Source organism: Pseudonocardia wallangbongensis (genome assembly GCF_054486945.1).
In genome coordinates, this window is record NZ_JBRERS010000015.1 from 110667 (window position 1) to 135828 (window position 25162).

Consider the following 25162-nt stretch of genomic DNA (forward strand, 5'->3'; position numbering starts at 1 on the left):
GGGACCACTCAGAGTCCCAGTGCGTCCCGGACGGCCGGCGTGTTCCTCCGGGACACCGGCACCACGTCGTTGGCCCGGCTGTCCATGACCAGGAACAGCTCGCCCTTGAACCCGCGCTCGATCTCCCGGATGCGGCTGAGGTTGACCACGTAACGACGGTGCACCCGCAGGAACCCGGCGTCGGTCAGCTCGCCTGCGAGCTTGTCCAGGCCGGCGGACGCGGCGCGCAGCCGCCCCTGGTCGGTGAACAGCCACACGTCGTTGCCGTCCGACTCGGCGAAGCAGACCTCCGGCAGCCGCAGCAGCACCATCCGGTCCCCTTTCGCCGCCACGACGCGGCGCATGGGCACGTTGGACGGGATGGTGGGCGCCGCTGCGGGGAGCGGATGACCGTCGTCGGAGCCACCGAGCAGGATCAGGTGCCCGGCCAGTTGCCCCGCGAAGAACACGGGCCGGATGGTCACCGGGGACGGCTCGTCGGCGAGGTGGGTGTAGATCTGCGTCGAGCCGACCCAGTCGGGGTCCTTGGCGGCCCGCGCACTCGCGTACTCGGCGACCCGGATCAGGTCCGGCAGGCACGTGTGCCACCTGATGGCGGGCTCGACCGCGGGAGCCTCGGCGGGCACCCCCATGAGCAGGCCGGCCCGCTCGTCGGCGATCACCACCTTCCCCGCGGTGTCCACGGCGGCCACAGCGGTGATGCCACGCCCCTTCACCTGGGCGAACGCGGCGATCAGCTCGGCGGCGCTGTCCCGGGCCCGCCCCTTCAGCGCGCCCTGCGTCTGGGCGACCGCATGGGACAGCCACCTGCCGGTGACCTCCGGGAGCGGGGTGCGCCAGCAGGAGACGTTGAGCACCGCGATCGGCTCGCGGGTCACGACGTCACGCACGGCGACGCCCGCGCACGCCCAGCCGTGGAACGCCTGGCACCAGTGCTCCGCGCCCCTGATCAGAACCGGGCCGTGCGACGCCAGCGCGGTACCCATGCCGTTCGTGCCGGCCGTGGCCTCCGACCAGCAGGACCAGGTGGCGAGGTTGGCGTCGGCCGCTCTGGCCACAGTGGCCTGGTCGCCCCAGGTGGCCAGGATCCGGCCGGTGGCGTCGGCGACCGTCACGATGCCGTTGCGGCCCTCGACCTCCCGGGCCACGCCCGCCGCGAGGCCGCCCAGCTCCGTGAACACCACGTCCTGTTCGAGCGTGTGGTCGCTGCGCGCCGCCGCCTGCGGAGCTTCGGTCAGGTGTGGATCGACCCGGTACTGCTCGCGGCAGCGGTGCCAGGAGAGCAGCACCTCGGGCCGGACGCCACGGACCTGGTCGTCGCCCTGCACGAACTGCTCCCACGCCGCGAACACGGAGCCTTTCCCGGTACTCACCGGCGCAACGTTGTGTCGGTGCCCATCGCTCATACCGAAGAACCGCCTCTGGTCCATCCACGGCGCCGCACAACACCCACCCGACCCGGGCCGCCGAGCCGACCGCGACCGGACACCGCGTGGCGCACTTTCATCTTGTGTACCTGGCCCCACGGAGGTCTGTAAACTCAGCCGATGGTCAGGTTCGTCCGCGTTCCCGCGGCCGGCTGATCTCACCGGGTGATCAGCCCCGCGAAGGCGTCGCGCACGTTGGCGTCGGACGGCACGACCGACCAGTGCGGTGGCGGTGTGTGCCGCGGAGGCCGGCCCGCCATTCGGCGGGAAGGCGGCCGGGGAAGTCGCCGTTGCCGACGAACAACGCCCGGTTCGTACCGGGCCGTACGGGGCGGCGGGGCTGTAGGCGGTGCACGTCACCGCACTCGACGAGCGCCGCGGGCGCAGCCAGTCGGCGATCGAGGCGATGTCGCGTGGCCGGGCAGGTCCGCGAGGACCCCACCCAGACGCCCATGATGGTCCGGTCGACGCCTGCGGCATCGAACCGGACCAACCCCACGACCAGCAGGACCGGCACGGTGACCGAGCCGAGCGGGGGGAGCGAACGCGACTCTGCGCGTTCAGGCCGCTGTCCTGATCCGCCTGGGCAGCAGGACGTCCAGGATCGGTTCCAGGTCGAGTCGGTCTCCGTCCCAGTTCGGGGTGAGCGTGTTGCGGTCGATCCGCAGCCGGGCCCGGGTGTGTATCTCGATCAAACTCTCGACGTTCCCGGTCAACGGGGCTGTGACGGTCGGGATCGGCGTGCCGTCCGGGCGCAGGAACTCCCACCTGCCGGAAAGGCGGTGGATGCGATAGCCGTGGTCGTGGATCACGCCGTGGTGGAAAGAGCACACCAGAACCAGGTTGTCGATGTCGGTGGGTCCGCCGAACAGCCAGTGCCGCCGGTGGTGGGCGTGCAGGAACCGGGTGTGGGTGCAGCCGGGGAACTGGCACGTCTCACCATCCCGAATGGTGAGCGGCCCGCACCACCGACTCGACATGGCTGGCGGTGCCACACAGGGCCACGTTCAACAGCGCCCGTTCCGCGGTCTGCGGGTCGGCCACCGCGGTGTGGCGCAGGTCGGACTCGCCGGCCGCGATGTCGGCGGCCATCCGGGTCGAGGTGGCGGTGTCGGACCCGGCAACCCGGGTGATGGCCCGGACTTTGGAGTAGGAGATCCGCCCGGCGGCGAAGGCCTCGGTGATGCGGGGTAGGTGTTGTAACGCGTGAGCGACCCTGAGGCGTTCGGTGGCGGTGCGCAGGTTCATCCCGGCCCGCCAGGACAGCCAGTGCGCACACGAGCGGATCCCGTCGCCGACCCAACCGCCGCGCTGGTCGAACTCGGCCAACAGCTGGAGGAAGCGGCATTCCGCGGCGGCGATGTGCCCGGCCAACCCCAACAACTCCGATTCCAGATCATCGGTGCTCATCTCGTCCATCGGAGCGGGGAGTGGAATGATCGTGGCTGCGGTCATGGGGAGCCTCCTGGGTTCGGATTGCGGTTCGAGTCCAGGATGGCATCCGGGTCCGACAATTCTTGACGGCCTGCGTTCCGCGGAACGCGGGTCGGATGGCAACGATCTTGTGGTGATGGCGGGTGTCGATTCGGGACCACCGGATAGTTGCGTAGGCACCCGGTCGAGGACGAAGTCGGAAACGGGCGTGCCGGACAGTCGGGGACGGCCGCCAAGGCGCCCACGGTATCGCCGCGAACGGTGCGGCAGCGCGCGAAACCCTGGCGGGGGTCGGGAGCATCGAGTCCCGAGGCGACCGGGCTCGCCCAACGCGAGAAAGATCGAATACCGGCACCGCGTTCCGCGGAACGCGGTCCGGGCGGCGCGCCCGCTGTCCGAGCTGTTCGCCGCGGGGTTCCTCGTGGCGGCGCTCGCGTTCCCGGAGTCGGCAGGCCGGCTGACCGACCCGGCCTACGTCCTGCCGTTCGCCGGAACGCTGACGCAGGTGGTCGGGCTCGCGGTGGCCGTCGTCGCCGGGATCGTCTCGGCGGCGCCCTCCCGCAGGACCGTGGACCGCTAGCCTGCCGAGCCGGGACCCGCCAGCACATCGACGTCGGCGGCGTGCATCGGTTCGCCGCAGTGGTTGCAGCGCAGGTCGACCCGGCCGATCCGGCCGCAGGCGTGGTGGCGGTAGAGCACGGGTGGCCCGGCCGTTCCGGCCTTCCAGCGGTCGCCCCAGCCGGCCATGACCATGAGCAGGTCGATGAGCTCGGTGCCCTTCTCCGTCAGCACGTACTCGTGGCGCGGCCGGTTGTCGTAGGGGCGACGCTCCAGCACACCCTCGTCGACGAGATGGGCGAGCCGCTCGGTGAGGACCTTGCGGGAGATCCCGAGGTCGGCCTGGATCTGGTCGAACCGGCTGAGCCCGACCCAGACGTCCCGCAGGACGAGCGGCGACCACGGCTCGCCGATGACGTCGAGCGTGCGCGCGATGGAGCACGCCATCTCGCCGAAGTTCGTGCGCTGCATGAGCACCACCCTAGCATTTGGGGTTCCTTCAAGGAACTCTAGCTGCTACGGTCTTCAAGTCTCTTGAAGGAACTTCAAATCTCAGGGAGCGCCAGCCATGATCAACGCCGACGTCCGCCGCGTGCTCGACACCACCGTGATCGCCCACCTCGCCACGATCCTCCCCGACGGCGCACCGCACTCCGTTCCCGTCTGGGTCGCCGCCGAGGGCGAGCGCATCGCGATCATCACCGGCCCGGGCTACCGCAAGACCCGCAACATGCAGCGCGACCCGAGGGTGGCGCTCTCGATGACGCCGATCGACAACCCGCTCGAACCGATCAGCATCCGGGGTCGGGTCGTCGAGTGGGTCGAGGGTGACGCCGCGTGGGAGATCGTCGACCGGATCGCGACGGCGTACATCGGCGGCCCCTACCCCCGCGCCGAGGAGCGGGTCATCGCGCTCATCGAGCCCGAACGACAGACCGTGGGCATGTAGCGCGGTGCCTCAGGGCTTGGGGCGGCGGAGCCGGTACTGCCCGCGGCGCAGGATGTCCGAGGCCGGCTGGAAGGCGTAGCCGCTGCCCGCGGCGACGACCCCCGGCAGGCCGGGGACGTCCCGGTTGACCAGCACCAGCTCCTGTCCCGCAGCGTCGTGCAGTACGTGCGGCCCGACGTCTGCATGGTCGGCGGGATCACCGCGGCCAAGAAGGTCGCGGCACTGGCCGAGGCGCGGCACGTCGGCGTCATCCCGCACAACCCGCTCAGCCCGGTCTCCACCGCGGCCTGCCTGCAGATCGCTGCAGGCGTGCCCAACTTCGCCATCCAGGAGCTGCCGCTGGGCGAGGACCGGGCCCCGAAGAAGGACGCGTTCTCGATGGCCTACTCCTACGACGGCCGGGGCTTCCTCGACATCCCGACGGCACCCGGGATCGGCGTGGAGCTCCTGCCGGATGCCACCGAGGCGGCCCCGCGGCGCGAATGGGGGCCGATCGTCGCCCGCCTGCACGTCGACGGGTCCGTCGTCGACCAGTGAGCAGGCCGGCGGCGGGTCAGCGGGCGGCCGTGGCCTGCGCGGCGATCGTGGCGGCGACCTCGGTCAGGCGGCGTGCGATCTCCGGGACCCGGGAGATCGGGAGCCGCGCCGCGGGAGCGCTGACGCTGATGCCGGCCCGCCGTTCCGGCCAGACCACGGGCACCGCGACGCAGCGCCCCTCCTCCTGGTTCTCCGAGTCGTCGACGGCGTAGCCGCGGGTCCGGGTGCGTTCGACCTCCGCGGACACGGCGGAGGGCGTGGTGCCGCTGGACGAGGTGAGTGCCGGTAGGCCCGAGGCGACGGAGACGGCGGCCACCCGATCGTCGTCGAGCTGGGCCAGCACGACCTTGCCGAGCGCGGTGGTGTGCAGGTGGGCGCGCTCGCCGACGCGCGCGGCGAGCCGCATGCGCTGCGTCGACTCGCAGACGGCGAGGTGCACCACCGCCGTGCCGTCGAGCACGCCGAGGTTCGTCGTCTCCCCGATCTCGTCCCGCAGCGCCTCCAGGACCGGACGCGCGGCCTCGATCAGCCGGGCGTCGACGTCGCGCCGCAGGCCGAGGATCGCGGTACCGGGGCGGTAGGTCTGGGCGACCTGGTCGTAGGTGGCGTAACCGCGCTCGCACAGCGTGGTGAGGTAGCGGAACGTCGTGCTCTTGGGCATTCCCACCGCCGTGCTCACGGCGGCGAGGCTGCTGCCCGACGAGGATCGGGCCAGCTCGTCGAGCACATCGACCACCCGGTGAACCGCACGTACGGAGTACTGCGAGGGCTCGCCCACCGTTTCCCTCTCTCCGCCGTGCCCCTTGACTCCTCGTCGCGGGCATTCCTAGCATACCGCACAGTTTTGAAACGCCGCGTGCCACTGAATGAAACGCTCTGCGGAGGCCTTCATGATCGTCGACGTCCACACCCACACCCCCGTCCAGCACGACGGGGGCCCGACGGACGAGACCTCCCCGCACCCCGCATGGCGTCCGGACGGGCCCGTGCACACCGAGCACGGCTGGGAGGCCTTCGACGCGGGGGTGGAGCCCGCCGACGTCGCGATCGTGTTCAACATCGCCGTCGACGACCCGGTCGGCGACACCGGGCTGCGGTACCGGCCCGAGGACACCAACACCGCCACCGCCGAGTACGTGGCCGCGCGGGCCGACCGGCGGATCGGGTTCATGTCGGTGAACCCGACCCGGCCCGGCGTCTGGGACGAGGTCGAACGGGCTCGCGCACTCGGGCTGAAGGGCGTGAAGCTCGGCGCGAACTACCAGCGCTTCGACCCGCTCTGCGAGCAGGCGATGGACTTCTACCGCTACTGCGAGCGCGAGGGCCTGCCGATCCTGTTCCACCAGGGCACCTCGCCGATCGCCCAGGCGCCGCTGCGGTACGCGCACCCGCTGGTCACCGACGAGATCGCGATCGCGTGCCCGGACCTCCGCATCGTCATGGCCCACGTGGGGCACCCGTGGGTCCGCGAGACCGTCGCGACCGTCCGGAAGCACCCGCACGTCTACACCGACGTGTCCGGGGCCGTCCTGCGGCCATGGGTCTGCTACGAGGCCCTCCTCTTCGCCGTCGAGTGGGGTGCCACCCACAAGCTGCTGTTCGGCTCGGACTTCCCCATCGCCACGGGCGCGGAGACCATCGCCAACCTGCGCCGGGTGAACGACGTCGTCGCCGGGACCGGGATGCCGCGGATCCCCGAATCCGTCGTGGAGAACACCATCCACGCCGACGCGCTGACGGCGCTCGGGCTCGACGACCCGCGTCCGGCGTCATGAGCACCCCGGAGGCGCGGGTCCGCGACGACGAGGTGATGCGCCGGATCCTCGTTCGCGTCATGCCGCTGCCGGTGCTGCTCGGCCTGATCTGCATCGTCGACCGCACCAACATCGCCTACGCCTCGCTCCAGATGAACGAGGACCTCGGGCTGAGCGCCACCGCGTACGGGTTCGGTGCCGGCATCCTCTTCTTCGGCTACTTCCTGCTGGAGGTGCCGAGCAACCTCGCCCTGCGCCGGTTCGGCGCGCGCCGCTGGCTGGCGCGGATCGCCATCTCGTGGGGCGTCGTATCGGCGGCGACCGCCTTCGTCTGGGACGAGGCGAGCTTCTTCGTGCTGCGGTTCCTGCTCGGCGTCGCGGAGGCCGGGTTGTTCCCCGGGGTCGTCCTCTACCTCACCTACTGGTTCCCGCGGAAGTACCGGGCCCGGGCGATGGCGCTGTTCATGGCCTGCATCCCGATCTCCTCCATCGTGGGAGGCCCGGTGTCGGGCCTGCTGCTCACCGCGGACGGCTTCCTGGGGCTGCGCGGCTGGCAGCTGATCTTCCTCGTCGAGGCCGTGCCGGCGGTGGTCCTCGGCCTGCTCGCGGCCTGGTTCCTGCTCGACTCTCCGGACCGGGCGCGCTGGCTGACCGACGCCGAACGCCGGTGGCTGGCCGCGGAGCTGCAGCGGGAGGAGGGCGAGGCCGCCCCGTCCCGGCACGACACGATCGGGGCCGCACTCCGCAACCGCTGCGTGTGGCTCTTCACGATCATGTACTTCTGCTTCGCCTGCAACTCGTACGGCGTCTCGTTCTTCCTGCCGCGGATCGTGGCCGGGTTCGAGCTGACCGAGGTGCAGGTCGGCCTGGTCTCGGCGGTTCCCTACGCGGTCGGCCTGGTGGCCATGCTCCTGGTCGGCCGCCACTCGGACCGGACGGGCGAGCGGCGCCTGCACTTCGCCGTGCCGATGGTCATCGGCGGGCTCGGGCTCCTCGGGACCGGGCTCACCCTGTCCGTGCCGGTGCTGGCCCTGCTGTTCGCGTCGATCGCGGTCGGCGGGCTCATGTCGGCGCTCGGCACCTTCTGGCCGCGGCCGACCGCCCTGCTCAGCGGCACGGTCGCCGTCGCGGGCATCGCATTGATCAACTCCTTCGGCAACATCGGCGGGTTCGTCGGGCCGTACGTGTTCGGGTTCCTCACCGATCTCACCGGCGGCGACTACACCCTGCCGCTGCTGTTCCTGACCGCGCTGGCCCTGCTCGGCGGGGGGCTCGCCCTCGCCGTGCGCGCCGCCGCCCGCCAGTGAGCCGATCCGGACCACCGACGTCCCACCGCAACGAGGAGGCCACATGGACACCACCACCCGCACCGACGAGACCACCGCCCGACTGGAGCGACTGTCCGTCGCCGTCGTGGCGGACTGCCTGGACCGGCTCGGCCTGCGCGACCAGGTGATGCACCCGCGCCTGCGGCCGCTCGACCCGTCCCACCGGTTCGCCGGGCGCGCGCACACCGCGGAGGTCGTCCAGGTGGACCGGGTCCCGGAGGACCGGGCCGAGCACTACCGGGGCGAGATCGAGGCCATCGACACCCTGAAGCCGGGGGACGTCATGGTCGCCTCGACCTGCCAGGGCTCGTTCTGGGGTGAGCTGCTGTCGACGGCCGCCCGGTACCGCGGAGCGGTCGGCATCGTCGGCGACGCCTACACCCGCGACGTCCGGCAGATGCTGGAGCTCGGTTTCCCGGGCTTCTTCGCCGGGATCCACGCCGCCGACTCGCTGGGCCGGATCGACGTCGCCTCGGTCGGGACCACGGTGACGTGCGGGGACGTCGTCGTGCACGAGGGCGACCACATCCTGGCCGACTACGACGGTGTCGTCGTCGTCCCGTCCTCCACGATCATCGAGCTCCTGGAGCGGGCGGAGGAGAAGACCGCCCGCGAGACCGACGTGCGCGGCGCGCTCGCCGGCGGCGACACGGTCCGCGAGGTCTTCGACCGGTTCGGCATCCTCTGAGGCATGACCCCACCCACGTCGCCCGAGGCCGCGAGGTTCCCGGCCACGCTGCTCCGGGAGCAGATCCTCCGGATCCTCTCCGCATGGGGCATGCCCGACGACCTGGCCGGGACGACCGTCACCGCCATGGTCGACACCGATCTCGCCGGGATCGACTCGCACGGCATCCAGATGCTGACGTCCTACGAGTCGCTGCTGCGCAGCGGGCACCTGCAACCTGCGGCCAGACCGGAGGTGGTCCGGGAGACACCGGTCTCCGCGGTGATCGACGGGCGGGGCGGCCTCGGCCACCCCGCCGCGGCGGCGGGCATGCAGCGCGCGGTGGACAAGGCCCGGGAGGTGGGGGTGGGGCTCGTCGCCGTGCGCAACTCCCACCACTTCGGCGCCGCGGGCCACTACGCCACGATGGCCGCCGAGCAGGGGATGATCGGCCTGGTCGGCACCACGACCCGCAAGATCGTCATGGTGCCGACCCGGGGGACGCTCCCCCGCCTGGGTACCAATCCCCTCGCCTTCGCCGCACCGACCGGGCCCGGACGACCACCGTTCCTGCTCGACATGTCGACGACCACTGTCGCCGTGAACAAGGTCAGCGTCTACGACCTCAACGAGCGGCCCCTGCCCCCGGGCTGGGTCCTCGACGGCGACGGGCGCTCGCTCACCGACGCCACCGCCGCGCTGCGCCAGATCGACGACGCGCTGGGCGGCCTGACCGCGCTGGGCGGCGACCCGGAACGGGGCGGCCACAAGGGCTACGGGCTCGGCGTGATCGTCCAGATCCTCGCCGGGACGCTCACCGGGTCGTCCTTCGGACCACTCCGCGACGCCGCCGACGGGCGGGCGGACATCGGCCACTTCTTCATGGCGTTCGACCCCGGGCTCTTCCGCGACGGTGCCGAGTTCGAGCGCGACCTCGACGCGATGGTCGACGTCCTGCACGAGACGCCGCCCGCCGACCCCGACCTCCCGGTGCTCGTCGCCGGCGACCCGGAGGCGACGAGCCGGGCCGAACGCGGCCGCACCGGGATCCCCGTCCCGCCGGCACTGATCGAGAAGCTGCGCGGGGTGTGCGAGCGCTGCGGCGTCCCGATGCTGCTCGAGCCGTAGCAGCACTTTCAGGCTCCACGGCTGACCGCCACCGCGTCCGTCATCACCTCGTGCAGTGCGTCGCCCGGCACAGCAACCACTTCGGCCCGGTCATGCCCTACCTCCACGCGGCGGCCAGGGCCGGGTTCGCGTCCATGATCGCGAGCAACGCCACGACGACCATCGCCCCGACGGGCGGGGCCCTGGCCATGCTGGGCAACAACCCGGTGGGCTGGGGGATGCCCTGCCCGGGCGCCGACCCCATCCTCCTCGACATCGCACTGAGCATGGCTGCCCGAGCGAAGATCCGCGCCGCCGCGCGGGAGGGCCGGCCCATCCCGGACACCTGGGCGACCGACGAGCACGGAGCGGCCACCACCGACCCGGCCGCCGCCCTCGCGGGCTTCCTGCTCCCGATCGGTCGGAGCTCCGCGAGGACGTCGAGGACTTCCGCCGGCGCGTCCTCGCCACCCCGGCGGCCGATCCGGACAACCCCGTCCGCCTCCCCGGCCAGCACGAGATCGGGCTGCTCGAGCGCCAGATGCGCGAGGGCGTCGAGATCGAGTCCGAGGACCTCGAGTCCCTGCGGGTCCTCGCCCTCGCGCTCACCAGAAGATGTTCGATCCGGCCGCCGCAAGTATGGTCATGTTGTGCCCGACATAACCACTCCCGGAACGCGGGTGACGACGGCATGGCACGCCCCGGGCGAGCCGGACCGGCCCCGCGGTGTGGTGGTGGCACCGGGTGACGCGGACGGCGAGGCCCCGGACGGTGCGGTCCTCGTGCGCTGGTGCGGCCCCGGGCAGGGGCGCCGGTGGGAAGCGCTGCGCGATCTCGTGTGCGACGAGGTCGAGGGGTAGACCGAGGGCGGTCCCGCCCCTCACCAGGCGTGTGACCTGCATCTCACGGCCGATCCGGGTCCGTGGTGCGGCTCGAACACCGGGCGATCGATCTCCCGGTGGAGAGGTGTCGTTTGCCCGCATCGTCGTCCCTGCCTCGCCTGGACGAGGTGCGCCCGATTCCGCGCCGGCACGGCTCGCCGGCGGGTGTGGTCCTGGTGCTGCACGGCGGGCGCGCGCACAGCGTCGCGAGCGGCGGCCGCAGCCGGTCGACGCGGCTGCGGATGCTGCCGTTCGCGCGCGGCATCGCGGCTGCGGGGCCCGCGACGTTCCTGCTGCGCTACCGCTACCGCGGCTGGAACGCCCCGCGCCGCGACCCGGTGCAGGACGCCGGCTGGGCCCTGCGTGAGCTCGCCGCCCGGCACCCCGGTGCCCCGGTGGTGCTGGTCGGGCACTCTATGGGCGGGCGGGCGGCGCTCGCGGCGGCCGGTGCCCCGAACGTGGCGGCGGTGTGCGCGCTCGCGCCGTGGCTCGACGCGTCCGACCCGGTGGACCAGCTCACCGGCCGCACGGTCCTGATCGCGCACGGCGACCGGGAGCGCTACACCGACCCGCGCGAGTCCTTCGCCTACGCGGTGCGGGCGAAGGGCGTGACGGACCGCGTCGCCCGCTTCGACGTGGCCGGCGCCGGCCACTTCATGATCACCCGCGCCGGGGACTGGCACGCGCTGGTGCGCCGGTTCGTCCTCGGTGAGCTCGGGGTCGAACCGCTGGACCCCCTGATCGCGAATGCCCTGCGACGACCGAGCCCCGAGGGCCTGCGCGTGGCCCTCCCCCGGAACGGAGCAGAGCGATGACGAGCCGTCCCACCGCCGCGGTAATCGGCGCGGGCGTCGCGGGCCTGACCGCGGCGCACGTGCTGCAGCGCCGCTACGACGTCACGCTGTTCGAGGCGGACGAGCGGCTCGGCGGGCACGCGCACACGCACGAGGTGGTGAGCTCCGACGGCGGCACGGCGCACGTCGACAGCGGGTTCATCGTGCACAACGAGCGCACGTACCCGACGCTGCTGCGGCTGTTCGCCGAGCTCGGCGTCGCGACGCAGGACTCGGACATGTCGATGAGCGTGCGGTGCGACGGCTGCGGGCTCGAGTACGCCGGGGCGCGCGGGCCGGGCGGGTTGTTCCCGCAGGCGTCGAACCTGGCCCGGCCCGCCTACCTGCGAATGCTCGCCGAGGTGTTGCGCTTCCACCGGCACGCCCGCCGGCTGGTGGCCGACGAGCGCGCCGGGGACGTGCCGTTGGGGGCGTTCCTCGCGATCGGCGGCTACTCCCGCTACTTCGTCGACCACTTCATGCTGCCGGTCGTCAGCGCGGTGTGGTCGGCGGGCGAGACCGTGTCACCGGCCTACCCGGCCCGGTACCTGTTCACGTTCCTGCAGCACCACGGCCTGCTCACGGTCGGCGGGTCGCCGCGGTGGCGCACGGTCGTCGGCGGGTCGCAGCGCTACGTCGAGCGCGTCGTGAAGAACCTGACGGCCGTGCACGCGGGCACGCCGGTCCGGGCGGTGCGCCGGACGGCCTCGGGCGTCGAGGTCCGCGACGGGGCGGGCACGGCCCACCGGTACGACCGCGCCGTCGTGGCCACCCACCCGGACCAGGCGCTCGCGCTGCTCGCCGAGCCGACGGCGGCGCAGGGCGAGGTCCTGGGTGCCTTCCGCTACTCGCGCAACACGACCTGGCTGCACTCGGACCCGGCCGTCCTGCCGCGCAGGCCGGGCGCGCGGGCGTCGTGGAACTACCTCAAGCCGGCGTGCTCGTCGACCGACGCCCCGGTGCTGGTCAGCTACGACATGAACCGGCTGCAGCGCCTCGTCGAGCCCGACGACTACGTGGTGACGCTCGGCGGGGAGGGCCGGGTCGACCCGTCCCGGGTGATCGCGCGGATGGTCTACGAGCACCCCGTGTACACGCCGGCGTCGGTCGCCGCGCAGCGCAGGCTCCCCGAGCTGGACGACGGCGTGCTCGCGTTCGCCGGCGCCTACCACGGCTGGGGCTTCCACGAGGACGGCTGCGCGGCCGGGGTCCGCGCGGCCCGGTCGCTGGGGGCGGACTGGTGAGGCGGCCCGCCCCGTACACCGCAGCGATGTACGACGTGGAGATCCGGCACGTGCGCCGGCAGCGGCAGCACCGGTCGTTCGCGCACCGGTCGTACCTGTGGCTGGTCGACCTCGACGCGCTGCCGCGGCCGCCGCGCTGGCTGCGGCCGTTCGCCCGCTTCGAGTCCCGCGACCACCTCGGCGACCCGCGCCGCCCGATCCGGGAGAACCTGGACGCCTGGCTCGCGCGCCAGGGTGTCGACCTGCGGGGCGGGCGGGTGCTGATGCTCGCCCACGCCCGCGTGCTCGGGCACGTCTTCAACCCGATCACCGTCTACTGGTGCCACGACGAGCACGACGCCCTGACCTGCGTGGTGGCCGAGGTGCACAACACCTACGGCGGGCGGCACTGCTACCTGCTGCGCCCGGACGCCGCGGGTCGCGCGCGCACCGCGAAGGACTTCTACGTCTCGCCCTTCCTCACCGTGGAGGGCGACTACGCGATGCGGCTGCCGGAGCCGGGCCGGCGGGTGGCGCTGGCCGTGACGCTGCACCAGCACGACGCCCCGGCGTTCACCGCCACCGTGACCGGCACCCGCCGCCCGGCCACCCCGGCCGCGCTGCTGCGGATGCTGCTGCGCCACCCGCTCGTCACCCACCGCACGACGGCGCTGATCCGCCGCCACGGCATCGCGCTGTGGCTGCGCAGGCTCCCCGTCGTGCCCCGTCCCGTGCACACCCCGCAGGAGGGCGTCCAGTGACCGCCTCGACGAGTACGTCCGCCCGCCACGTCCCCCGGCCCGCCGACGGCGTCTGGCCCGGGTTGGGGACGCCGCCGCAGGCGCCGCTGAAGGCCCGCATCGCCGAGGCATTGTTCCGCCGGGCGGTGCGGTCGCTGCCGGTGCGGGTGGTGTTCCCCGGAGGGGAACGCATCGGCACCGGCGGCCCGGACTCCCCCGTCATGCGGATCGTTCGGCCGCAGGCCTTCTTCGCCCGCCTCGGGACCGGCTCGAAGATCGGGTTCGGGGAGGCGTACATGGTCGGAGACTGGACGTCGACCCGCCCGGCCGACCTGCTCACGCCGTTCGCGGCGCAACTGTCGACGCTGATCCCGCCCGCACTGCAGAAGGCCTTCCGCCGGGTCGTCGAGCCCCGCAGGCCGGAGGCCGAGGCGAACACGCTCGACGGGTCACGGGAGAACATCCACCGCCACTACGACCTGTCGAACGAGCTGTTCGCGCTGTTCCTGGACGAGTCGATGTCCTACTCCGCGGCGTGGTTCGCCGACGGCGCCGACGACCTCGCCGCCGCGCAGCTCCGCAAGATCGACGGGGTGCTCGACATGGCGGGCGTCCGGGCGGGGCAGCACGTCCTGGAGATCGGCACCGGCTGGGGAGCGCTCGCCGTGCGCGCCGCGCAGCGCGGCGCCCGCGTCACGACGCTCACGATCTCGGCCGAGCAGGCGCGGCTCGCCGAGGAGCGGATCGCCGCCGCGGGCGTCGCCGACCGCGTGCAGGTGCTGCTGCGCGACTACCGCGAGGCGCAGGGCAGCTACGACGCGGTGGTCAGCGTCGAGATGATCGAGGCCGTCGGGGTGCGCTACTGGCCCACCTTCTTCGCGACGCTGGACCGGCTGCTGCGCCCGGGCGGGCGCGTCGGGCTGCAGGCGATCACGATGCCGCACGACCGCATGCTCGTCTCCCGCGACGACCACACCTGGATCTCCAAGTACGTCTTCCCGGGCGGGGTGATCCCGTCGGTCGAGGCCATCGAGGAGAACCTGCGCGACCACACGGGGCTGCGGATCGTGGAGCGGCGCAGCCTCGGCCCGGACTACGCCCGCACGCTCGCCCACTGGCGAGGCACCTTCCTCGACCGCTGGGAGGACGTGGCCGCGCTCGGGTTCGACGGGACCTTCCGCCGGATGTGGGAGTTCTACCTCGCCTACTGCGAGGCCGGGTTCCGCGTCGGCTACCTCGACGCCTTCCAGTTCTCGTTCCAGCACCGCTAGGAGTCGCACGTGCCCGTCGCCCCGCAGCTCACCGCCCTCGTCGAGCGGGTCCTCGACGCGCCACTGCCCGTCCGGATCCGCGCCTGGGACGGCTCGGAGGCCGGTGCCCCCGACGGCCCGGTCGCCGTGCTGCGGCACCGCCGCGCGTTGCGGCGGCTGCTGTGGAACCCCGGGGAGCTGGGGCTCGCCCGCGCGTTCGTGGCCGGCGAGCTGGACCTCGAGGGCGACCTCGCCGAGGGCCTGTCCCGGTTCTGGCGGCTCGCCCGCGACCACGGGCCCACCCGCCCGCGGCTCGGCCACGTGGGCGCGGCGGCCCGGCTCGCGGCCCGGCTCGGTGTGCTCGGCCCGCGGCCGCGACCCCCGGCCTCCGAGGCACGGCTCGGCGGCGTGCTGCACACGCGGCGCCGCGACCGCGCCGCGATCGCGCACCACTACGACCTGTCCAACGAGTTCTACGCGCTCCTGCTCGACCCGCGGATGGCCTACTCGTGCGGCTACTGGACGCGGCCGGCGTCGGCGTCCTACGGCCTGGCCGACGCCCAGCGCGACAAGCTCGACCTGATCTGCCGCAAGCTCGCGCTGCGCCCGGGGATGCGCCTGCTGGACGTCGGGTGCGGGTGGGCGTCGCTGCTGGTCCACGCCGCGCAGCACTACGGCGTCACCGCCGTCGGTGTGACGCTCTCGGCGCACCAGCGCGCGTTCGGGCTCGCCCGCGTCCGGGATCTCGGGCTGCAGGACCAGGTCGAGATCCGGCTGCAGGACTACCGGGAGATCGAGGACGAACCCTTCGACGCGGTCGCCTCGATCGAGATGGGCGAGCACGTCGGCGAGGCGAACTACCCCGTCTACGCCCGGCAGCTGCACCGGCTGCTGGTACCGCGGGGCAGGCTGCTGCTGCAGCAGATGTCGCGTGGGGCGGCCGGCCCGAACTCCGCGCCGGGCGGCGGGGCGTTCATGGAGCGATACGTCGCGCCGGACATGCACATGCGCCCGCTCGGCTCCACGCTCGACCTGCTGGAGGCGACCGGCCTGGAGGTCGTCGACGTGCACGCGCTGCGCGAGCACTACGTGCGGACCGTCCGGCCGTGGCTCGCCACGCTCGAGGACGAGCGGGACGAGGCCGTGGCGCTGGTCGGCGAGGAGCAGTACCGCGTCTGGCGGCTCTACCTCGCCGGCGCCGCGCTCGCGTTCGAGGAGAACAGGATGGGCGTGCACCAGGTGCTGCTGGTGCGGCCGGACGCCGACGGGCGCTCCGGCCTGCCGCCGGTGCGGCGCGACGTCCTGGGCGAGGACCCGGCGGCCGCCCGGACCGCTGCGGGCGACGGCGCGGCGGCGCCCGCCGTCGTGCCCGCACCACGAGGATGACCGGTGTGCTGACGAACCTCGCCGTGACGGCGGCCGTCGTCGTGACGCTGTTCGCGGGGGCGCTGCTGGTGGCCCTGCGGCGCGGTCGTCACGACGGCATCGACGTGCTCTGGGGTGCCGGGTTCGCGGTGATCGCGGTGGTCACGCTTCTGCTGTCCGACGGGGACGCCTGGCGGCGCTGGCTGATCACCGTGCTGACCTGCGTGTGGGGCCTGCGGCTCGCCTGGCACATCGGGCGGCGCAACGCCGGCCGCGACGAGGACCCGCGCTACCGCGACATCCTCGCCCGCGCCCCCGGCAGCCCGGTCGTGCACGTGGTCCGGAAGGTCTACCTGCCGCAGGCCGTCGTGATGTGGGTCGTGTCGCTGCCGGTGCAGTTGGGCCAGTACGGCTCTGCCGCGGGCCCGCTGCCGACCGTCCTGGCGGGTCTCGGGGTCGCGGTGTGGCTCGTCGGCTTCGTCTTCGAGACGGTCGGTGACACGCAGCTGGCCGCGTTCCGCGCCGACCCGGACAACCGCGGGCGGGTCATGGACCGCGGCCTCTGGCGCTACACCCGCCACCCGAACTACTTCGGTGACGCCGCCGTCTGGTGGGGCCTGGCGCTGCTCGCGCTGCACCACCCCGCCGGCCTGGCCGGGGTGGTCGGCGCCGCGGTCATGACCTGGCTGCTCGTCCGGGGCACCGGCGCGAAGCTGCTGGAGTCCACGATCGCTGAGCGCCGTCCCGGCTACGCCGACTACGTGCGCCGCACCAGTGGATTCCTGCCACTCCCCCCGAAACACCGTGCCCCGGACGATTGAGCCGAATCGCAACTCAGATACTTCGCATCACCCGAATGGTCAGCCTGCGGGCATCAGGACCTTGTCGATGACGAACACGGTGGCGTTTTCGGTCGGAATGTTGCCGCACAGCACCTTCGCCGTGTTGCCCATGCCGTCGGTGACCGTGGGCGCCTCGGCGGTGCCACCGATCGTGACCTGCCCGCCGGCGAGCTCCGTGACCTCACCGGCCTCCACGAGCCCCTCGGCGTCGTAGCGCTGCGGGACGACGTGGTAGGAGAGCACCGCGCCCAGCTTCTTCTGGTCACCGAGCAGCTCGTTGAACGCCTGGTCGCCCACCGCGCTCTGCACCTCGTCGAACGCCCCGTTGTAGGGCGCGAAGACCGTGATCGCCTTCTGCGAGTTGAGGGTGTCGGCCAGCCCGTCGACCTTCCCGACCGCGGTGACGAGGGTCGTGAGCAGCGGGTTCGTGCTCGCGGCGCTGGCCACCGGCTGCGGGCCCATGTTGTTCAGCGACCCGGGCTCGTCTCCTTGCGGGAGCTGCGAACACGCCGGGCCGAACACATCCTCGTTGGTGGTGACCCCGTCGCTCGCGGCCGCGGCCGGCGCGGAGGTCATCGGGTTCATCGGCGTGGCCGGCGCGCTCGGTTCCGCACCCCCCGCCTGCTGCTCCATGCCGCCACCGCAGGCGGCCAGCGTCAGGGTCAGTGCGGCGAAAGCGCCGGCAGCGGCGATTCGGTTGATACGCACGACAAATCCTTCCTCGATCTTCCCCGGCGAACCGGGCTCACCTGGCGTTCGAGGGCGACGGCGGAGCGGTTCAGAAATGCGGGTAACGTTCAGATAACGGCACGGATCAGCCGGCGGTGAAGATGGTGGCGGACCACCCGGATGCACCGTCGGGAACGGGGTCGGCACGCCGAGAACCGATCAGCACGGCGCGCCGCGACGGCCCGGCGCCGCCGGACGGTAGGCGCGACCGGCCGATGCGCGCAGCCCGGCGAGGACCAGCACTGTCATGGACCGTGTTCGACGGCCGCCCCGCTCGCGGTTCGGGTCCGGCCCGGCGGGTCACCCGTCCGGCCGGCCCCGGCTCCGGAGCGCGGCCGCCTCCTCCACGGTGCCGACCACGGTCAGCGCTTCCGCGCCGGTCGTGTGGAGGACGTCGCGCACCTGCCCGATCGGGTGCGCGAGCACGAGCTCGACGTCCCGGCCGCGCAGCCGGGCGGCGAGCTCGTCGAGCATGGTGGCGGCGGTGAGGTCGATGGTCGGGATCGTCTCGCCCGCGATCACGACGACCCGCGTGCCGGGGCCGGCCACCGCCAGTACCCGCTCCCGCACGTGGTCGGCGTTCGCGAAGAACAGCCCGGCCTCGACGCGGACGACGGCGACGCCCGGTATCTCCTCGCCGTCCGCGGGTCCGGCGACGTCCACCCAGGCTCCGGCCCGGTCGCGCTTGAGGCGCGGGACGTTCGGCTGGGACGCACGTTGCAGGAGCAGCACGATGGAGGCGATGACGCCGATGAGCAGCCCGGGCAGGGTGTCGAACAGCAGCACCCCGAGCAAGGCCGCGAGCGCGGCCACGAAGTCGGCGCGGGCGGCGTGGCGGTAGATGCGGCCGAGCCGGGTGGTCCACACCGCGCGGAAGCGGCGGAGCGCGGAAACGTCGACGAGGTCGATCACGGCGGCGATGACGACGGCCGCGAGGGTGGCCTCGGGCAGCTGTTCGAACAGGCCGGTGAGCAGCAGCAGCGTGATGATCGTGAGCGCGGCGACGACGACCCCGCTGAGCTGGGAGCGGGCGCCGGCGCCGCCGTTGACCGCCGTCTTGGAGAGGCTGCCGTTGACGACCATGCCGGAGGCGAGGCCGGCCCCGATGTTGGCGCCGCCCAGGCCGACCAGCTCGGTGTCGGGGTCGATGGTGTAGCCGTGCCGGGCGGCGTAGGTCTTGGCGGCGCCGAGCCCCTCGGCGAACCCGACCAGCGCCACCCCTGCGGCGGGCCCGGCCAGGGCCAGGTAGTCGCCCGGGGAGACGTCCGGGAGGCCGAGCGCGGGCAGCCCGGACCGGATCGGCCCGACGATCTCGACGCCCCGGGAGGTGAGGTCGAACAGGGCGACCGCCCCGATGCCGAGCGCGACGGCCACCAGCGAGCCGGGCACCAGCGGAAGCCACCGGCGCAAAACGATCACGACCGCCAGCGATCCGAGGCCGACCAAGGTGGTCGGCACGCTCACCGTTCCCAGCTCGGTGAGCACGTGCCAGGCCTCGGCGAAGAACTCGCCCTCCCCCTTCTCCACCCCGAGGAGTGCGGGCACCTGGCCGACGATGATCGTCAGCGCCAGCCCGATGATGAACCCCTTGAGCACGGGTTCGGAGATGAACGTGGACAGGAACCCCAGCCGGAGCAGCCCGGCGACGAGTGCGATCAGCCCGGTGACGATCGCCAGTGCGGTCGTGAGCGCGACGTAACGGGCGGCATCGCCGCCGGCGAAGAGCGCGACGGTGCCGGCCGAGAGCGCCGCCGTCGCCGACATGGGGGCGACGACGAGGTGGCGGGAGCTGCCCAGCAGGGCGTAGACGAGGAGCGAGGGAACGGCGGCGTAGAGCCCGATGACGGGCGAGACGCCGGCGATCGTGGCGTAGGCGAGCGACTCCGGCACCAGGACCGCCCACACGGTCAGCCCGGCGAGGACGTCTCGCCGCGGCGAGACGGCGCTCCACCCCCTCAGCACGGCGGCGTCACGATGTGGTGGGCCGCGCGGCACCGGGCAGGGTCCGGGTGTCGCGCTCGGGCTCGTCGCGGTCCGTGCCCTCACCGGGGCCGGTCTCGCCGGCTGTCTGTTCCTCGGAGCGCGCCCGCGCCCCCTCGCCGGGGCGGTCGTCCGGGGCGGGACGGCCGCCGGAGAGCAGGTCCGAGATCCAGCGGGTCTGCGGGTCGACGTCGAGGAGGAGCGCCTTGGTGAGGAGGGTGAGGGGGATCGCCAGCACCGCGCCGAGCGGGCCGATGACGAACGACCAGAACACCAGGGAGAGGAAGGTGAGGGTGAGCGAGAGGTTCACCGAGTCGCTGACGAACTTGGGCTGGATGATCGACTGGATCACAAAGTTGATCACGCAGTAGGCGACGACCACCGTGATCATGAGTCGCGGTCCGCCCTCCAGGAGCCCGAGCAGCGCCGGCGGCACCACGCCGATGATGAAGCCGATGTTGGGGATGTAGTTGGTGACGAAGGCGAGCAGGCCCCACAGCAGGGCCAGCGGTACTCCGACGGCCCAGAGGAACACCGCGTCGATGGCGGCCACGATCAGGCCGAAGACGGTCGAGACGAGCAGGTAGCTGCGGGTCCCGCGGACGAAGCCGCCCAGCGCGGTCACGATCGAGGTCTTCCGGCCCTCGACCAGCTCCAGGCGGTGGGAGAAGGCCAGCGCGTCGATCCCCATGAACAACACGACGAAGATCAGGAACAGCAGGTTGGTGAACGTGCCTGCCAGCCCGGCGAGCAGTTCGGTCACCACACCGGCGACGCGGCCGAACGAGATCTGCCCGATGGCCTGCTGGAGCTGCTCGGGGCCTATCCCGAGGCCGGCGAGCCACGCGCGCAGCTCACCCAAGAGCACGGTGAACCGGTCCTGGTAGAGCGGGAGGATCGTGCCGAGCCGGGCGACCGACAGGGCGAGGGACGCCGCGAGGCCCAGGATGATCGCCAGCACCACGACGAGGGTGATGGTGGCCGCGAGCCAGCGCGGCACGCCCCGCCTGCTCAGGATGCCGGTCAGCGGGTGCACCCCGATCACCAGGACCATGGCCAGCAACACCGGCGCCAGGATCGAGGAGAACTGCTGCAGGGCGAGCGTGCTGACGAGGAGCCCGGTGACCGTCAGCACGACCACCAGACCCCGTGGGATCCCGGCGGGCCCCACCGCGGGAGCGGTCTCGGACATCCTCGCCTCCTTCCGTGTGAGCCCGCCGGGGCGGGCCCCCGGCCGCTCAGCCGCGAACCCGGGTGCTTCAGTCGGGGAGCCGGTGCATGTCCACGAGCTCCAGACCGAGGTCGCTGAACCGGGCCAGCAGCCCGTCGAGATGAGCACGGTCGGTCACCGGCCCGAACAGCGTCGTACCGCTGCCGGGCCGTTCGGACACCTTCAGCTCCGGGAAGGCCGCGACCACGGTCTCGGTCAGCCGGCTGTCGATGTTGAACTCGTATCTCAACCGAACCCCCTCCTCCAGGGGCGGATGGCGCCCGTCCAGCTGGGTCACCGCGAGGGTCACTGTCCGCCGGGCGCGGCGGTGCTGTCCTCACCCGACGTGGACGAGTCCGCGGAGCCTCGCCCGCTCCTCCGGCGGAACGTCAGGTGGGTGCCCGTCCCCGCGACCGGGGAGGCGGGTGGTCCCCGCACACTGCCCTCATCCGCGTCGGACGACGCGCCGCGGCGGTCGGCGCCCGAGGCTCCCAGCAGGCCGTCCCGGATCGGGGGCGACGCGACGTGGGGGAACGGGGACCGTCGTGGACATCATCGCGGCATTGCTGAACACGGTGCTGGTCGTGTTCGTGGTGGCGACCATGCTCTCCGCGGGCCTGCGGACGGAGGTCTCCACGCTGGTCGCGGTGCTGCGCAACGGGCTGCTGGTCGTGCTGGTGCTGCTGGCCAACCTCGTCGTCGTCCCGCTGCTGGGGCTGGCCGTCGGCATGCTGTTCTCCTTGTCCGCCGCCGCGCTGGTCGCGTTGGTGCTGGTGGCCTCCTCACCCGGTGCCCCGTTCGGCGCGAAGATGGCGATGATCCAGAAGGGCGACGTCGTCACGGGTTCGGTGCTGCAGGTCGTTCTCGCCGCGGTCGGCAGCCTCACCTTCCCGGTCACGGCGAACCTGCTGCTGGTGGCGAGCGGCCTCGGCCAGGCCGTCAGCATTCCCGTCGGCCGGCTGGTCCTCAGCGTCGCGGTGCTGCAACTGGTGCCGTTCGCGGTCGGCCTCGCGATGCGGGCGTGGGCACCGGGGACCGCGGCGTCCTGGATGCCGCCAGTGGCGCGCGCCTCGAACCTGACGTTCGCCGGCGTCCTCGCGCTCGGGGTGCTGGGGAGCTGGCAGCAGATCGTCGACCTCATCGGATCGCGCACGCTGCTGGCGGCGGCGGTGTTCACCGGAGCGGGGATCGTGGCGGGGTGGGCGCTGTCCGCCGGCACCGGCACGACCCGGACGACCACGGCGCTGCTCGCGCCCACCCGCAACGCCGGACCGGCGTTCGCCGCGGTCGCGATCGCGTTCGGCAACGATCCGGCGATCCTCGCCGCGGTGTCGGGAATCCTGCTGGTCGGCCTGGCCGTCGAGCTGCCGGTGGCATCGTGGCTGGCCGGCCGCCGGACCACCGGTGAGGCGGACGCGGCCGACCGTGCCGCGGCCGACGAGGCGGGGCAGGCCGAGCTCGGCCGAGCCGGGTCCGACGCCGGGTTCAGAGCAGACTGAGGCGGCGGGCGAGGGAGACGGCGTCGCGGCGGTTCGCGGCCCCGAGCTTGCGGTACAGCGACCGGAGGTGCGTCTTGACCGTGTTGACGCTGACCTGGTGCTCACCGGCGATCTCCTCGGCGGTGAGCAGGGACGGCAGGTCGCGCAGCACCTCGATCTCCCGTGCGGTCAGCGGCGCGGCCAGCACGGGGTGCGGGTCGACGGCGTGGTCGACGACCTCGCCCGCAGCGTGCGCCTCCTGCCAGGCCTCTGCCTTCCTCCACGCCTCGAGCAGCCCCGCCAGGAAGGGCTCGAGGTGGCCCGCTCGCCCGATCGCCGCGATCAGGAGCTCGTGGACCGGTGGCCCGAAGTCGTAGAAGGGGCGCATCACACCGGTGTTCGCCCCGATGGTGAGCGCGGTCAGCAACGCGCGATGGACCGTCTCGCTCATCCCGGCGTGTGCGGCCGTGAGCGCCTCGACGAGCCAGGCCGTGATGAGGCTCGTGACGACGACGGTCGACAGCTCGCCGGCGAGCACGGGCGCGACCAGCGCGCGGGCACGGTCGTGGTGCTGGTGGTCGAGCAGCTCCACGGCGTGGAGCACCGCGACGTCACCGGTGCCCGACAGCAGCTCGTCCGCCCGGGCGGCGACGGCGGCCGCACGGCCCCGGTCGCCGAGGATCAGGCACATCCGCATCTCGGCCAGCTGGGCGAAGGCCGCGAGGGCCGGTGACGGCTTCGCGTCGTGGAGCTGGTCCCAGATCAGGTTCAGGTCCCGCAACGCGCTCCGGCGTTGCGGGTACCGGTCGAACGCGATGATCGCGGCACCGGACCGCACTGCGCACTCCGCCTCCGGCTCGATGGCACCGCCCCCCATCGCGGCCATCGCCAGGCCGACCTGGCGCCCCGCCTCCTCCAGGTCGAGCATCAGGTAGGCGCACCAGCCGGCGACCACGTAGGAGTAGGCCAGCTGGGGCGAGGTCGCCCAGCCGTGCTCGGCCGCGAAGACCGCCGTGCGCCGTGCCCACTCGCCGGACTCCCGGATCTCGCTCAGCCCTCCGGTGGCACCGGTGAGCTGGTTCATGCAGTCCAGCGCGAGCCGGTGGTGACCGCGGCGGCGCCCCAGCTCGAGGCCGGCGCGCAGGTCGGCCTTGGCCCGCGGGTAGTCGCCTGCGGCGATGCGCAGCGCACCCCGGTTGACGAGCACGAGGAGCTCGACGTCGTCGTCGGCCCGGCGGCCGCGGACGGCCGCGGCCGCCCGGTCGTCGACCTGTCCGAGGACGCCGGTGTCGCCGTGCATCCGCGCCTGGTAGAAGCGGGCCAGGTGGAGCAGGCGTCGCGTCCGGGCCGCACCCGGCCCCGTGTCGGCGCCCCGCTCGAGCAAGGCCTGAAACCGGGCCAGGGCCAGGTCACCACCCACCCGGTCACTCGAGCTGAACGCGACGATCGACATCAGCAGGAGGACCTCGGGATCGTCCCCGACCTCGGGTGGGCTCTCCGCGATCACCCGGATGAGCAGGGAGCCCTTGCCCGCCAGCAGCAGTTGGATGCCGTGCCGGGACAACAGCGCGCGGATCATGGCCGGGTCACCCGCCGCGACAGCGTGTTCCAGGGCGCTGCCGGGCAGGCCGGCGTCGTCGAACCACACGGCGGCCAGCCGGTGGCGGGTGCGGGCGGCGCTGAGGTCCCTGCGACGAAGCTCGGCGAGGAGGTAGGAGCGCAGCAGGGCGTGGTAGCGGAACCACTCACCCGAGCGCCCCAGGCGCTGCACGAGGGCGTTCGCCTGCTCCAGCCCGTCCAGCAACGCACCGGCATCCGGTCGTCCCGACAACGTCGCCGCGAGCTCGGCGGTGAGATCGTCGGTCACGCACGTGTCCAGCAGGAACTGTTGGAGGGCCACCGGCAGCCGGCTGAGGATCTCCGCGACCAGGTAGCCGGCGACCGCGCTGTCGTCCCCGGCGAACTCCGCCACGAAGCGCTCGGGATCCGGGTCGTGCGCCAGGCTCAGCGAGGCGAGCCGCACCGCGGCCGGCCATCCCTCCGTACGTCGCCAGAGCATCGTCAGGTCCGTGCCGTCGAGCTGGACGCCCTGCCCGCGGAGGACCTGCTCGACCTCCGTCCGGCCGAAGGCCAGGTCGAGGCCGCGGACCTCGCGCAGCCGGCCGTCGAGCCGCAGCCGGTGCAGCGAGATCGCCGGGTCCCGGCGGGTTCCGACGATCAGGTTCAGCCGGTTCGGCAGGCTCCGGACGAAGTCCGTCACCCCGGCGAGGGTGCCGGGGTCGGTGATCTCGTGGAAGTCGTCGAGCACCAAGGTCATCGGGGCCTCGAGCGCGTCCACCGCCTCGGCGAGCTCGGCGATGAACGCCCGGTCCATCACGGCAGGCGCCGTCAACGAGCCGAAGGGATCCCGGGGCCGCCGGTGGGCCGGCGTACGCCCCACGGCCGCGGTGAGCGCGGCGAGCACGCCCTGCCACAGGTGCGCCGGGTCGGCGTCGTGGCGGTCGCAGGTCATCCACCCGATCAGCCGGTCCTCGCGCTTCAGCCGCTGGGCGTGCAGGGCCAGCAACGTCGTCTTGCCGTACCCGGCAGGCGCGCAGACCAGCACGGCCCGCCCGGCCTCGTCGTCGTCCCAGTCGAGGATGTCGACCAGCTCCTCCCGCCCGATGACGGACGGAGGGATATGTGGCACCTGAATTTTCGACAGAGGTATGACCATAATCTTGTTGGGTCCTCGAACCAGCCCGTGATGGCCCCGTAAATCGATCTGGCAACCGGCAGGCGTTCGACCGTAGCCGCAGGTCCACCGGTTGCACAAGGGTCCGGTCAGCTCAACGGAGCGTAATCAATCAGCGGACAGAATCGCCCGGATG

General features: G+C 72.8%; 26 protein-coding genes and 1 pseudogene. 16 read left to right on the top strand and 11 right to left on the bottom strand.

The window, feature by feature from the left end; all coding sequences use genetic code 11:
• Nucleotides 1-8: 8 nt before the first annotated feature.
• The 3 genes from ACU436_RS36510 to ACU436_RS36520 all read right to left on the bottom strand — a co-directional run bounded on the left by ACU436_RS36510 (nucleotide 9) and on the right by ACU436_RS36520 (nucleotide 2882).
• Nucleotides 9-1373 (bottom strand): LytTR family transcriptional regulator DNA-binding domain-containing protein, encoded by a 1365-nt coding sequence (locus tag ACU436_RS36510; protein WP_459031659.1) that lies wholly within the window; start codon nucleotides 1371-1373, stop codon nucleotides 9-11.
• Nucleotides 1374-1987: 614 nt separating this feature from the next.
• Nucleotides 1988-2407 (bottom strand): HNH endonuclease signature motif containing protein, encoded by a 420-nt coding sequence (locus ACU436_RS36515; RefSeq protein WP_459031660.1) that lies wholly within the window; start codon nucleotides 2405-2407, stop codon nucleotides 1988-1990.
• Nucleotides 2364-2882 carry a DUF222 domain-containing protein gene (locus ACU436_RS36520; RefSeq protein ID WP_459031661.1) on the bottom strand — a complete coding sequence of 173 codons (519 nt, stop codon included), beginning with the start codon at nucleotides 2880-2882 and terminating at the stop codon, nucleotides 2364-2366. The genes ACU436_RS36515 and ACU436_RS36520 overlap by 44 nt, the downstream gene beginning before the upstream one ends.
• Before the next feature lie 400 nt (nucleotides 2883-3282).
• Here ACU436_RS36520 and ACU436_RS36525 point away from each other — a divergent pair, with 400 nt between their 5' ends.
• A complete protein-coding gene (locus tag ACU436_RS36525; protein WP_459031662.1) occupies nucleotides 3283-3441 on the top strand; it encodes a hypothetical protein in 159 nt (52 codons plus the stop codon).
• Here ACU436_RS36525 and ACU436_RS36530 read toward each other — a convergent pair.
• On the bottom strand, nucleotides 3438-3890 hold the full coding sequence (locus ACU436_RS36530; protein WP_459031663.1) for a winged helix-turn-helix transcriptional regulator: 453 nt from the start codon (nucleotides 3888-3890) through the stop codon (nucleotides 3438-3440). The genes ACU436_RS36525 and ACU436_RS36530 overlap by 4 nt on opposite strands.
• Before the next feature lie 97 nt (nucleotides 3891-3987).
• On the opposite strand from ACU436_RS36530, the gene ACU436_RS36535 reads away from it, so the two are divergent.
• The gene (locus ACU436_RS36535; RefSeq protein ID WP_459031664.1) at nucleotides 3988-4368 is read left to right on the top strand and encodes a TIGR03618 family F420-dependent PPOX class oxidoreductase; all 381 of its coding nucleotides are present in this window, start codon (nucleotides 3988-3990) and stop codon (nucleotides 4366-4368) included.
• A 9-nt stretch (nucleotides 4369-4377) separates the two neighbouring features.
• Here ACU436_RS36535 and ACU436_RS36540 read toward each other — a convergent pair whose 3' ends face one another.
• Nucleotides 4378-4503 (bottom strand): hypothetical protein, encoded by a 126-nt coding sequence (locus ACU436_RS36540; protein WP_459031665.1) that lies wholly within the window; start codon nucleotides 4501-4503, stop codon nucleotides 4378-4380.
• A gap of 21 nt (nucleotides 4504-4524) precedes the next feature.
• On the opposite strand from ACU436_RS36540, the gene ACU436_RS36545 reads away from it, so the two are divergent.
• The gene (locus tag ACU436_RS36545) at nucleotides 4525-4905 is read left to right on the top strand and encodes an enolase C-terminal domain-like protein (RefSeq protein WP_459031666.1); all 381 of its coding nucleotides are present in this window, start codon (nucleotides 4525-4527) and stop codon (nucleotides 4903-4905) included.
• Between the two features lie 16 nt (nucleotides 4906-4921).
• Here the strand turns inward: ACU436_RS36545 and ACU436_RS36550 are convergent, their stop codons facing one another.
• The gene (locus tag ACU436_RS36550) at nucleotides 4922-5641 is read right to left on the bottom strand and encodes an IclR family transcriptional regulator (protein ID WP_459031667.1); all 720 of its coding nucleotides are present in this window, start codon (nucleotides 5639-5641) and stop codon (nucleotides 4922-4924) included.
• 154 nt (nucleotides 5642-5795) lie between these two features.
• Between ACU436_RS36550 and ACU436_RS36555 the strand changes: the two genes are divergently transcribed.
• From ACU436_RS36555 to ACU436_RS36610, 12 genes and pseudogenes are all read left to right on the top strand, one after another.
• Entirely contained in the window at nucleotides 5796-6680 is an 885-nt protein-coding gene (locus tag ACU436_RS36555; RefSeq protein ID WP_459031668.1) for an amidohydrolase family protein, read from the top strand.
• Entirely contained in the window at nucleotides 6677-7966 is a 1290-nt protein-coding gene (locus ACU436_RS36560) for an MFS transporter (RefSeq protein ID WP_459031669.1), read from the top strand. The genes ACU436_RS36555 and ACU436_RS36560 overlap by 4 nt, the downstream gene beginning before the upstream one ends.
• A 43-nt stretch (nucleotides 7967-8009) precedes the next feature.
• A complete protein-coding gene (locus tag ACU436_RS36565; protein WP_459031670.1) occupies nucleotides 8010-8675 on the top strand; it encodes an RraA family protein in 666 nt (221 codons plus the stop codon).
• A 3-nt stretch (nucleotides 8676-8678) separates the two neighbouring features.
• Nucleotides 8679-9782, top strand: coding sequence for an Ldh family oxidoreductase (locus ACU436_RS36570; RefSeq protein ID WP_459031671.1), 1104 nt, complete (start codon nucleotides 8679-8681; stop codon nucleotides 9780-9782).
• Between the two features lie 92 nt (nucleotides 9783-9874).
• Nucleotides 9875-10126: pseudogene (locus ACU436_RS36575) on the top strand (Ldh family oxidoreductase); the annotation flags it as partial.
• 315 nt (nucleotides 10127-10441) lie between these two features.
• On the top strand, nucleotides 10442-10621 hold the full coding sequence (locus ACU436_RS36580; RefSeq protein WP_459031740.1) for a hypothetical protein: 180 nt from the start codon (nucleotides 10442-10444) through the stop codon (nucleotides 10619-10621).
• Between the two features lie 149 nt (nucleotides 10622-10770).
• On the top strand, nucleotides 10771-11457 hold the full coding sequence (locus ACU436_RS36585) for an alpha/beta fold hydrolase (protein WP_459031672.1): 687 nt from the start codon (nucleotides 10771-10773) through the stop codon (nucleotides 11455-11457).
• Nucleotides 11454-12719, top strand: coding sequence for an NAD(P)/FAD-dependent oxidoreductase (locus ACU436_RS36590; protein WP_459031673.1), 1266 nt, complete (start codon nucleotides 11454-11456; stop codon nucleotides 12717-12719). Before ACU436_RS36585 ends, ACU436_RS36590 begins: the two co-directional genes overlap by 4 nt.
• Nucleotides 12720-12745: 26 nt before the next feature.
• Nucleotides 12746-13459: a DUF1365 domain-containing protein gene (locus ACU436_RS36595; protein ID WP_459031674.1), complete on the top strand. Its 714-nt coding sequence runs from the start codon at nucleotides 12746-12748 to the stop codon at nucleotides 13457-13459.
• Complete coding sequence (locus ACU436_RS36600; protein WP_459031675.1) at nucleotides 13456-14709, top strand: class I SAM-dependent methyltransferase; 1254 nt, start codon at nucleotides 13456-13458, stop codon at nucleotides 14707-14709. Before ACU436_RS36595 ends, ACU436_RS36600 begins: the two co-directional genes overlap by 4 nt.
• A 9-nt stretch (nucleotides 14710-14718) precedes the next feature.
• Nucleotides 14719-16074, top strand: a complete 1356-nt coding sequence (locus ACU436_RS36605; protein WP_459031676.1) for a class I SAM-dependent methyltransferase — start codon at nucleotides 14719-14721, stop codon at nucleotides 16072-16074.
• Nucleotides 16071-16874, top strand: a complete 804-nt coding sequence (locus tag ACU436_RS36610; protein ID WP_459031677.1) for a DUF1295 domain-containing protein — start codon at nucleotides 16071-16073, stop codon at nucleotides 16872-16874. The genes ACU436_RS36605 and ACU436_RS36610 overlap by 4 nt, the downstream gene beginning before the upstream one ends.
• Before the next feature lie 39 nt (nucleotides 16875-16913).
• On the opposite strand, the gene ACU436_RS36615 is transcribed toward ACU436_RS36610, so the two are convergent.
• The 4 genes from ACU436_RS36615 to ACU436_RS36630 all read right to left on the bottom strand — a co-directional run bounded on the left by ACU436_RS36615 (nucleotide 16914) and on the right by ACU436_RS36630 (nucleotide 21064).
• Nucleotides 16914-17603 (bottom strand): fasciclin domain-containing protein, encoded by a 690-nt coding sequence (locus ACU436_RS36615; RefSeq protein ID WP_459031678.1) that lies wholly within the window; start codon nucleotides 17601-17603, stop codon nucleotides 16914-16916.
• Nucleotides 17604-17924: 321 nt separating this feature from the next.
• A complete protein-coding gene (locus ACU436_RS36620) occupies nucleotides 17925-19586 on the bottom strand; it encodes a SulP family inorganic anion transporter (RefSeq protein WP_459031679.1) in 1662 nt (553 codons plus the stop codon).
• A gap of 7 nt (nucleotides 19587-19593) precedes the next feature.
• Nucleotides 19594-20796: an AI-2E family transporter gene (locus ACU436_RS36625; RefSeq protein ID WP_459031680.1), complete on the bottom strand. Its 1203-nt coding sequence runs from the start codon at nucleotides 20794-20796 to the stop codon at nucleotides 19594-19596.
• A gap of 67 nt (nucleotides 20797-20863) precedes the next feature.
• Complete coding sequence (locus tag ACU436_RS36630; RefSeq protein ID WP_459031681.1) at nucleotides 20864-21064, bottom strand: hypothetical protein; 201 nt, start codon at nucleotides 21062-21064, stop codon at nucleotides 20864-20866.
• A gap of 295 nt (nucleotides 21065-21359) precedes the next feature.
• Between ACU436_RS36630 and ACU436_RS36635 the strand changes: the two genes are divergently transcribed.
• Nucleotides 21360-22313, top strand: a complete 954-nt coding sequence (locus ACU436_RS36635; RefSeq protein WP_459031682.1) for a hypothetical protein — start codon at nucleotides 21360-21362, stop codon at nucleotides 22311-22313.
• Here ACU436_RS36635 and ACU436_RS36640 read toward each other — a convergent pair.
• A complete protein-coding gene (locus ACU436_RS36640; RefSeq protein WP_459031683.1) occupies nucleotides 22300-24981 on the bottom strand; it encodes a LuxR C-terminal-related transcriptional regulator in 2682 nt (893 codons plus the stop codon). The two genes, ACU436_RS36635 and ACU436_RS36640, sit on opposite strands and share 14 nt — an antisense overlap.
• Nucleotides 24982-25162: the final 181 nt, after the last annotated feature.

Bases quoted from the DNA above. Each gene is read 5' to 3' on its own strand.
- ACU436_RS36590 (WP_459031673.1), top strand. From the start codon at position 11,454: ATGACGAGCCGTCCCACCGCCGCGGTAATCGGCGCGGGCGTCGCGGGC.
- ACU436_RS36625 (WP_459031680.1), bottom strand. From the start codon at position 20,796: ATGTCCGAGACCGCTCCCGCGGTGGGGCCCGCCGGGATCCCACGGGGT.
- ACU436_RS36610 (WP_459031677.1), top strand. From the start codon at position 16,071: ATGACCGGTGTGCTGACGAACCTCGCCGTGACGGCGGCCGTCGTCGTG.
- ACU436_RS36570 (WP_459031671.1), top strand. From the start codon at position 8,679: ATGACCCCACCCACGTCGCCCGAGGCCGCGAGGTTCCCGGCCACGCTG.
- ACU436_RS36565 (WP_459031670.1), top strand. From the start codon at position 8,010: ATGGACACCACCACCCGCACCGACGAGACCACCGCCCGACTGGAGCGA.
- ACU436_RS36530 (WP_459031663.1), bottom strand. From the start codon at position 3,890: ATGCAGCGCACGAACTTCGGCGAGATGGCGTGCTCCATCGCGCGCACG.
- ACU436_RS36560 (WP_459031669.1), top strand. From the start codon at position 6,677: ATGAGCACCCCGGAGGCGCGGGTCCGCGACGACGAGGTGATGCGCCGG.
- ACU436_RS36520 (WP_459031661.1), bottom strand. From the start codon at position 2,882: ATGACCGCAGCCACGATCATTCCACTCCCCGCTCCGATGGACGAGATG.
- ACU436_RS36535 (WP_459031664.1), top strand. From the start codon at position 3,988: ATGATCAACGCCGACGTCCGCCGCGTGCTCGACACCACCGTGATCGCC.
- ACU436_RS36555 (WP_459031668.1), top strand. From the start codon at position 5,796: ATGATCGTCGACGTCCACACCCACACCCCCGTCCAGCACGACGGGGGC.
- ACU436_RS36595 (WP_459031674.1), top strand. From the start codon at position 12,746: ATGTACGACGTGGAGATCCGGCACGTGCGCCGGCAGCGGCAGCACCGG.
- ACU436_RS36515 (WP_459031660.1), bottom strand. From the start codon at position 2,407: ATGTCGAGTCGGTGGTGCGGGCCGCTCACCATTCGGGATGGTGAGACG.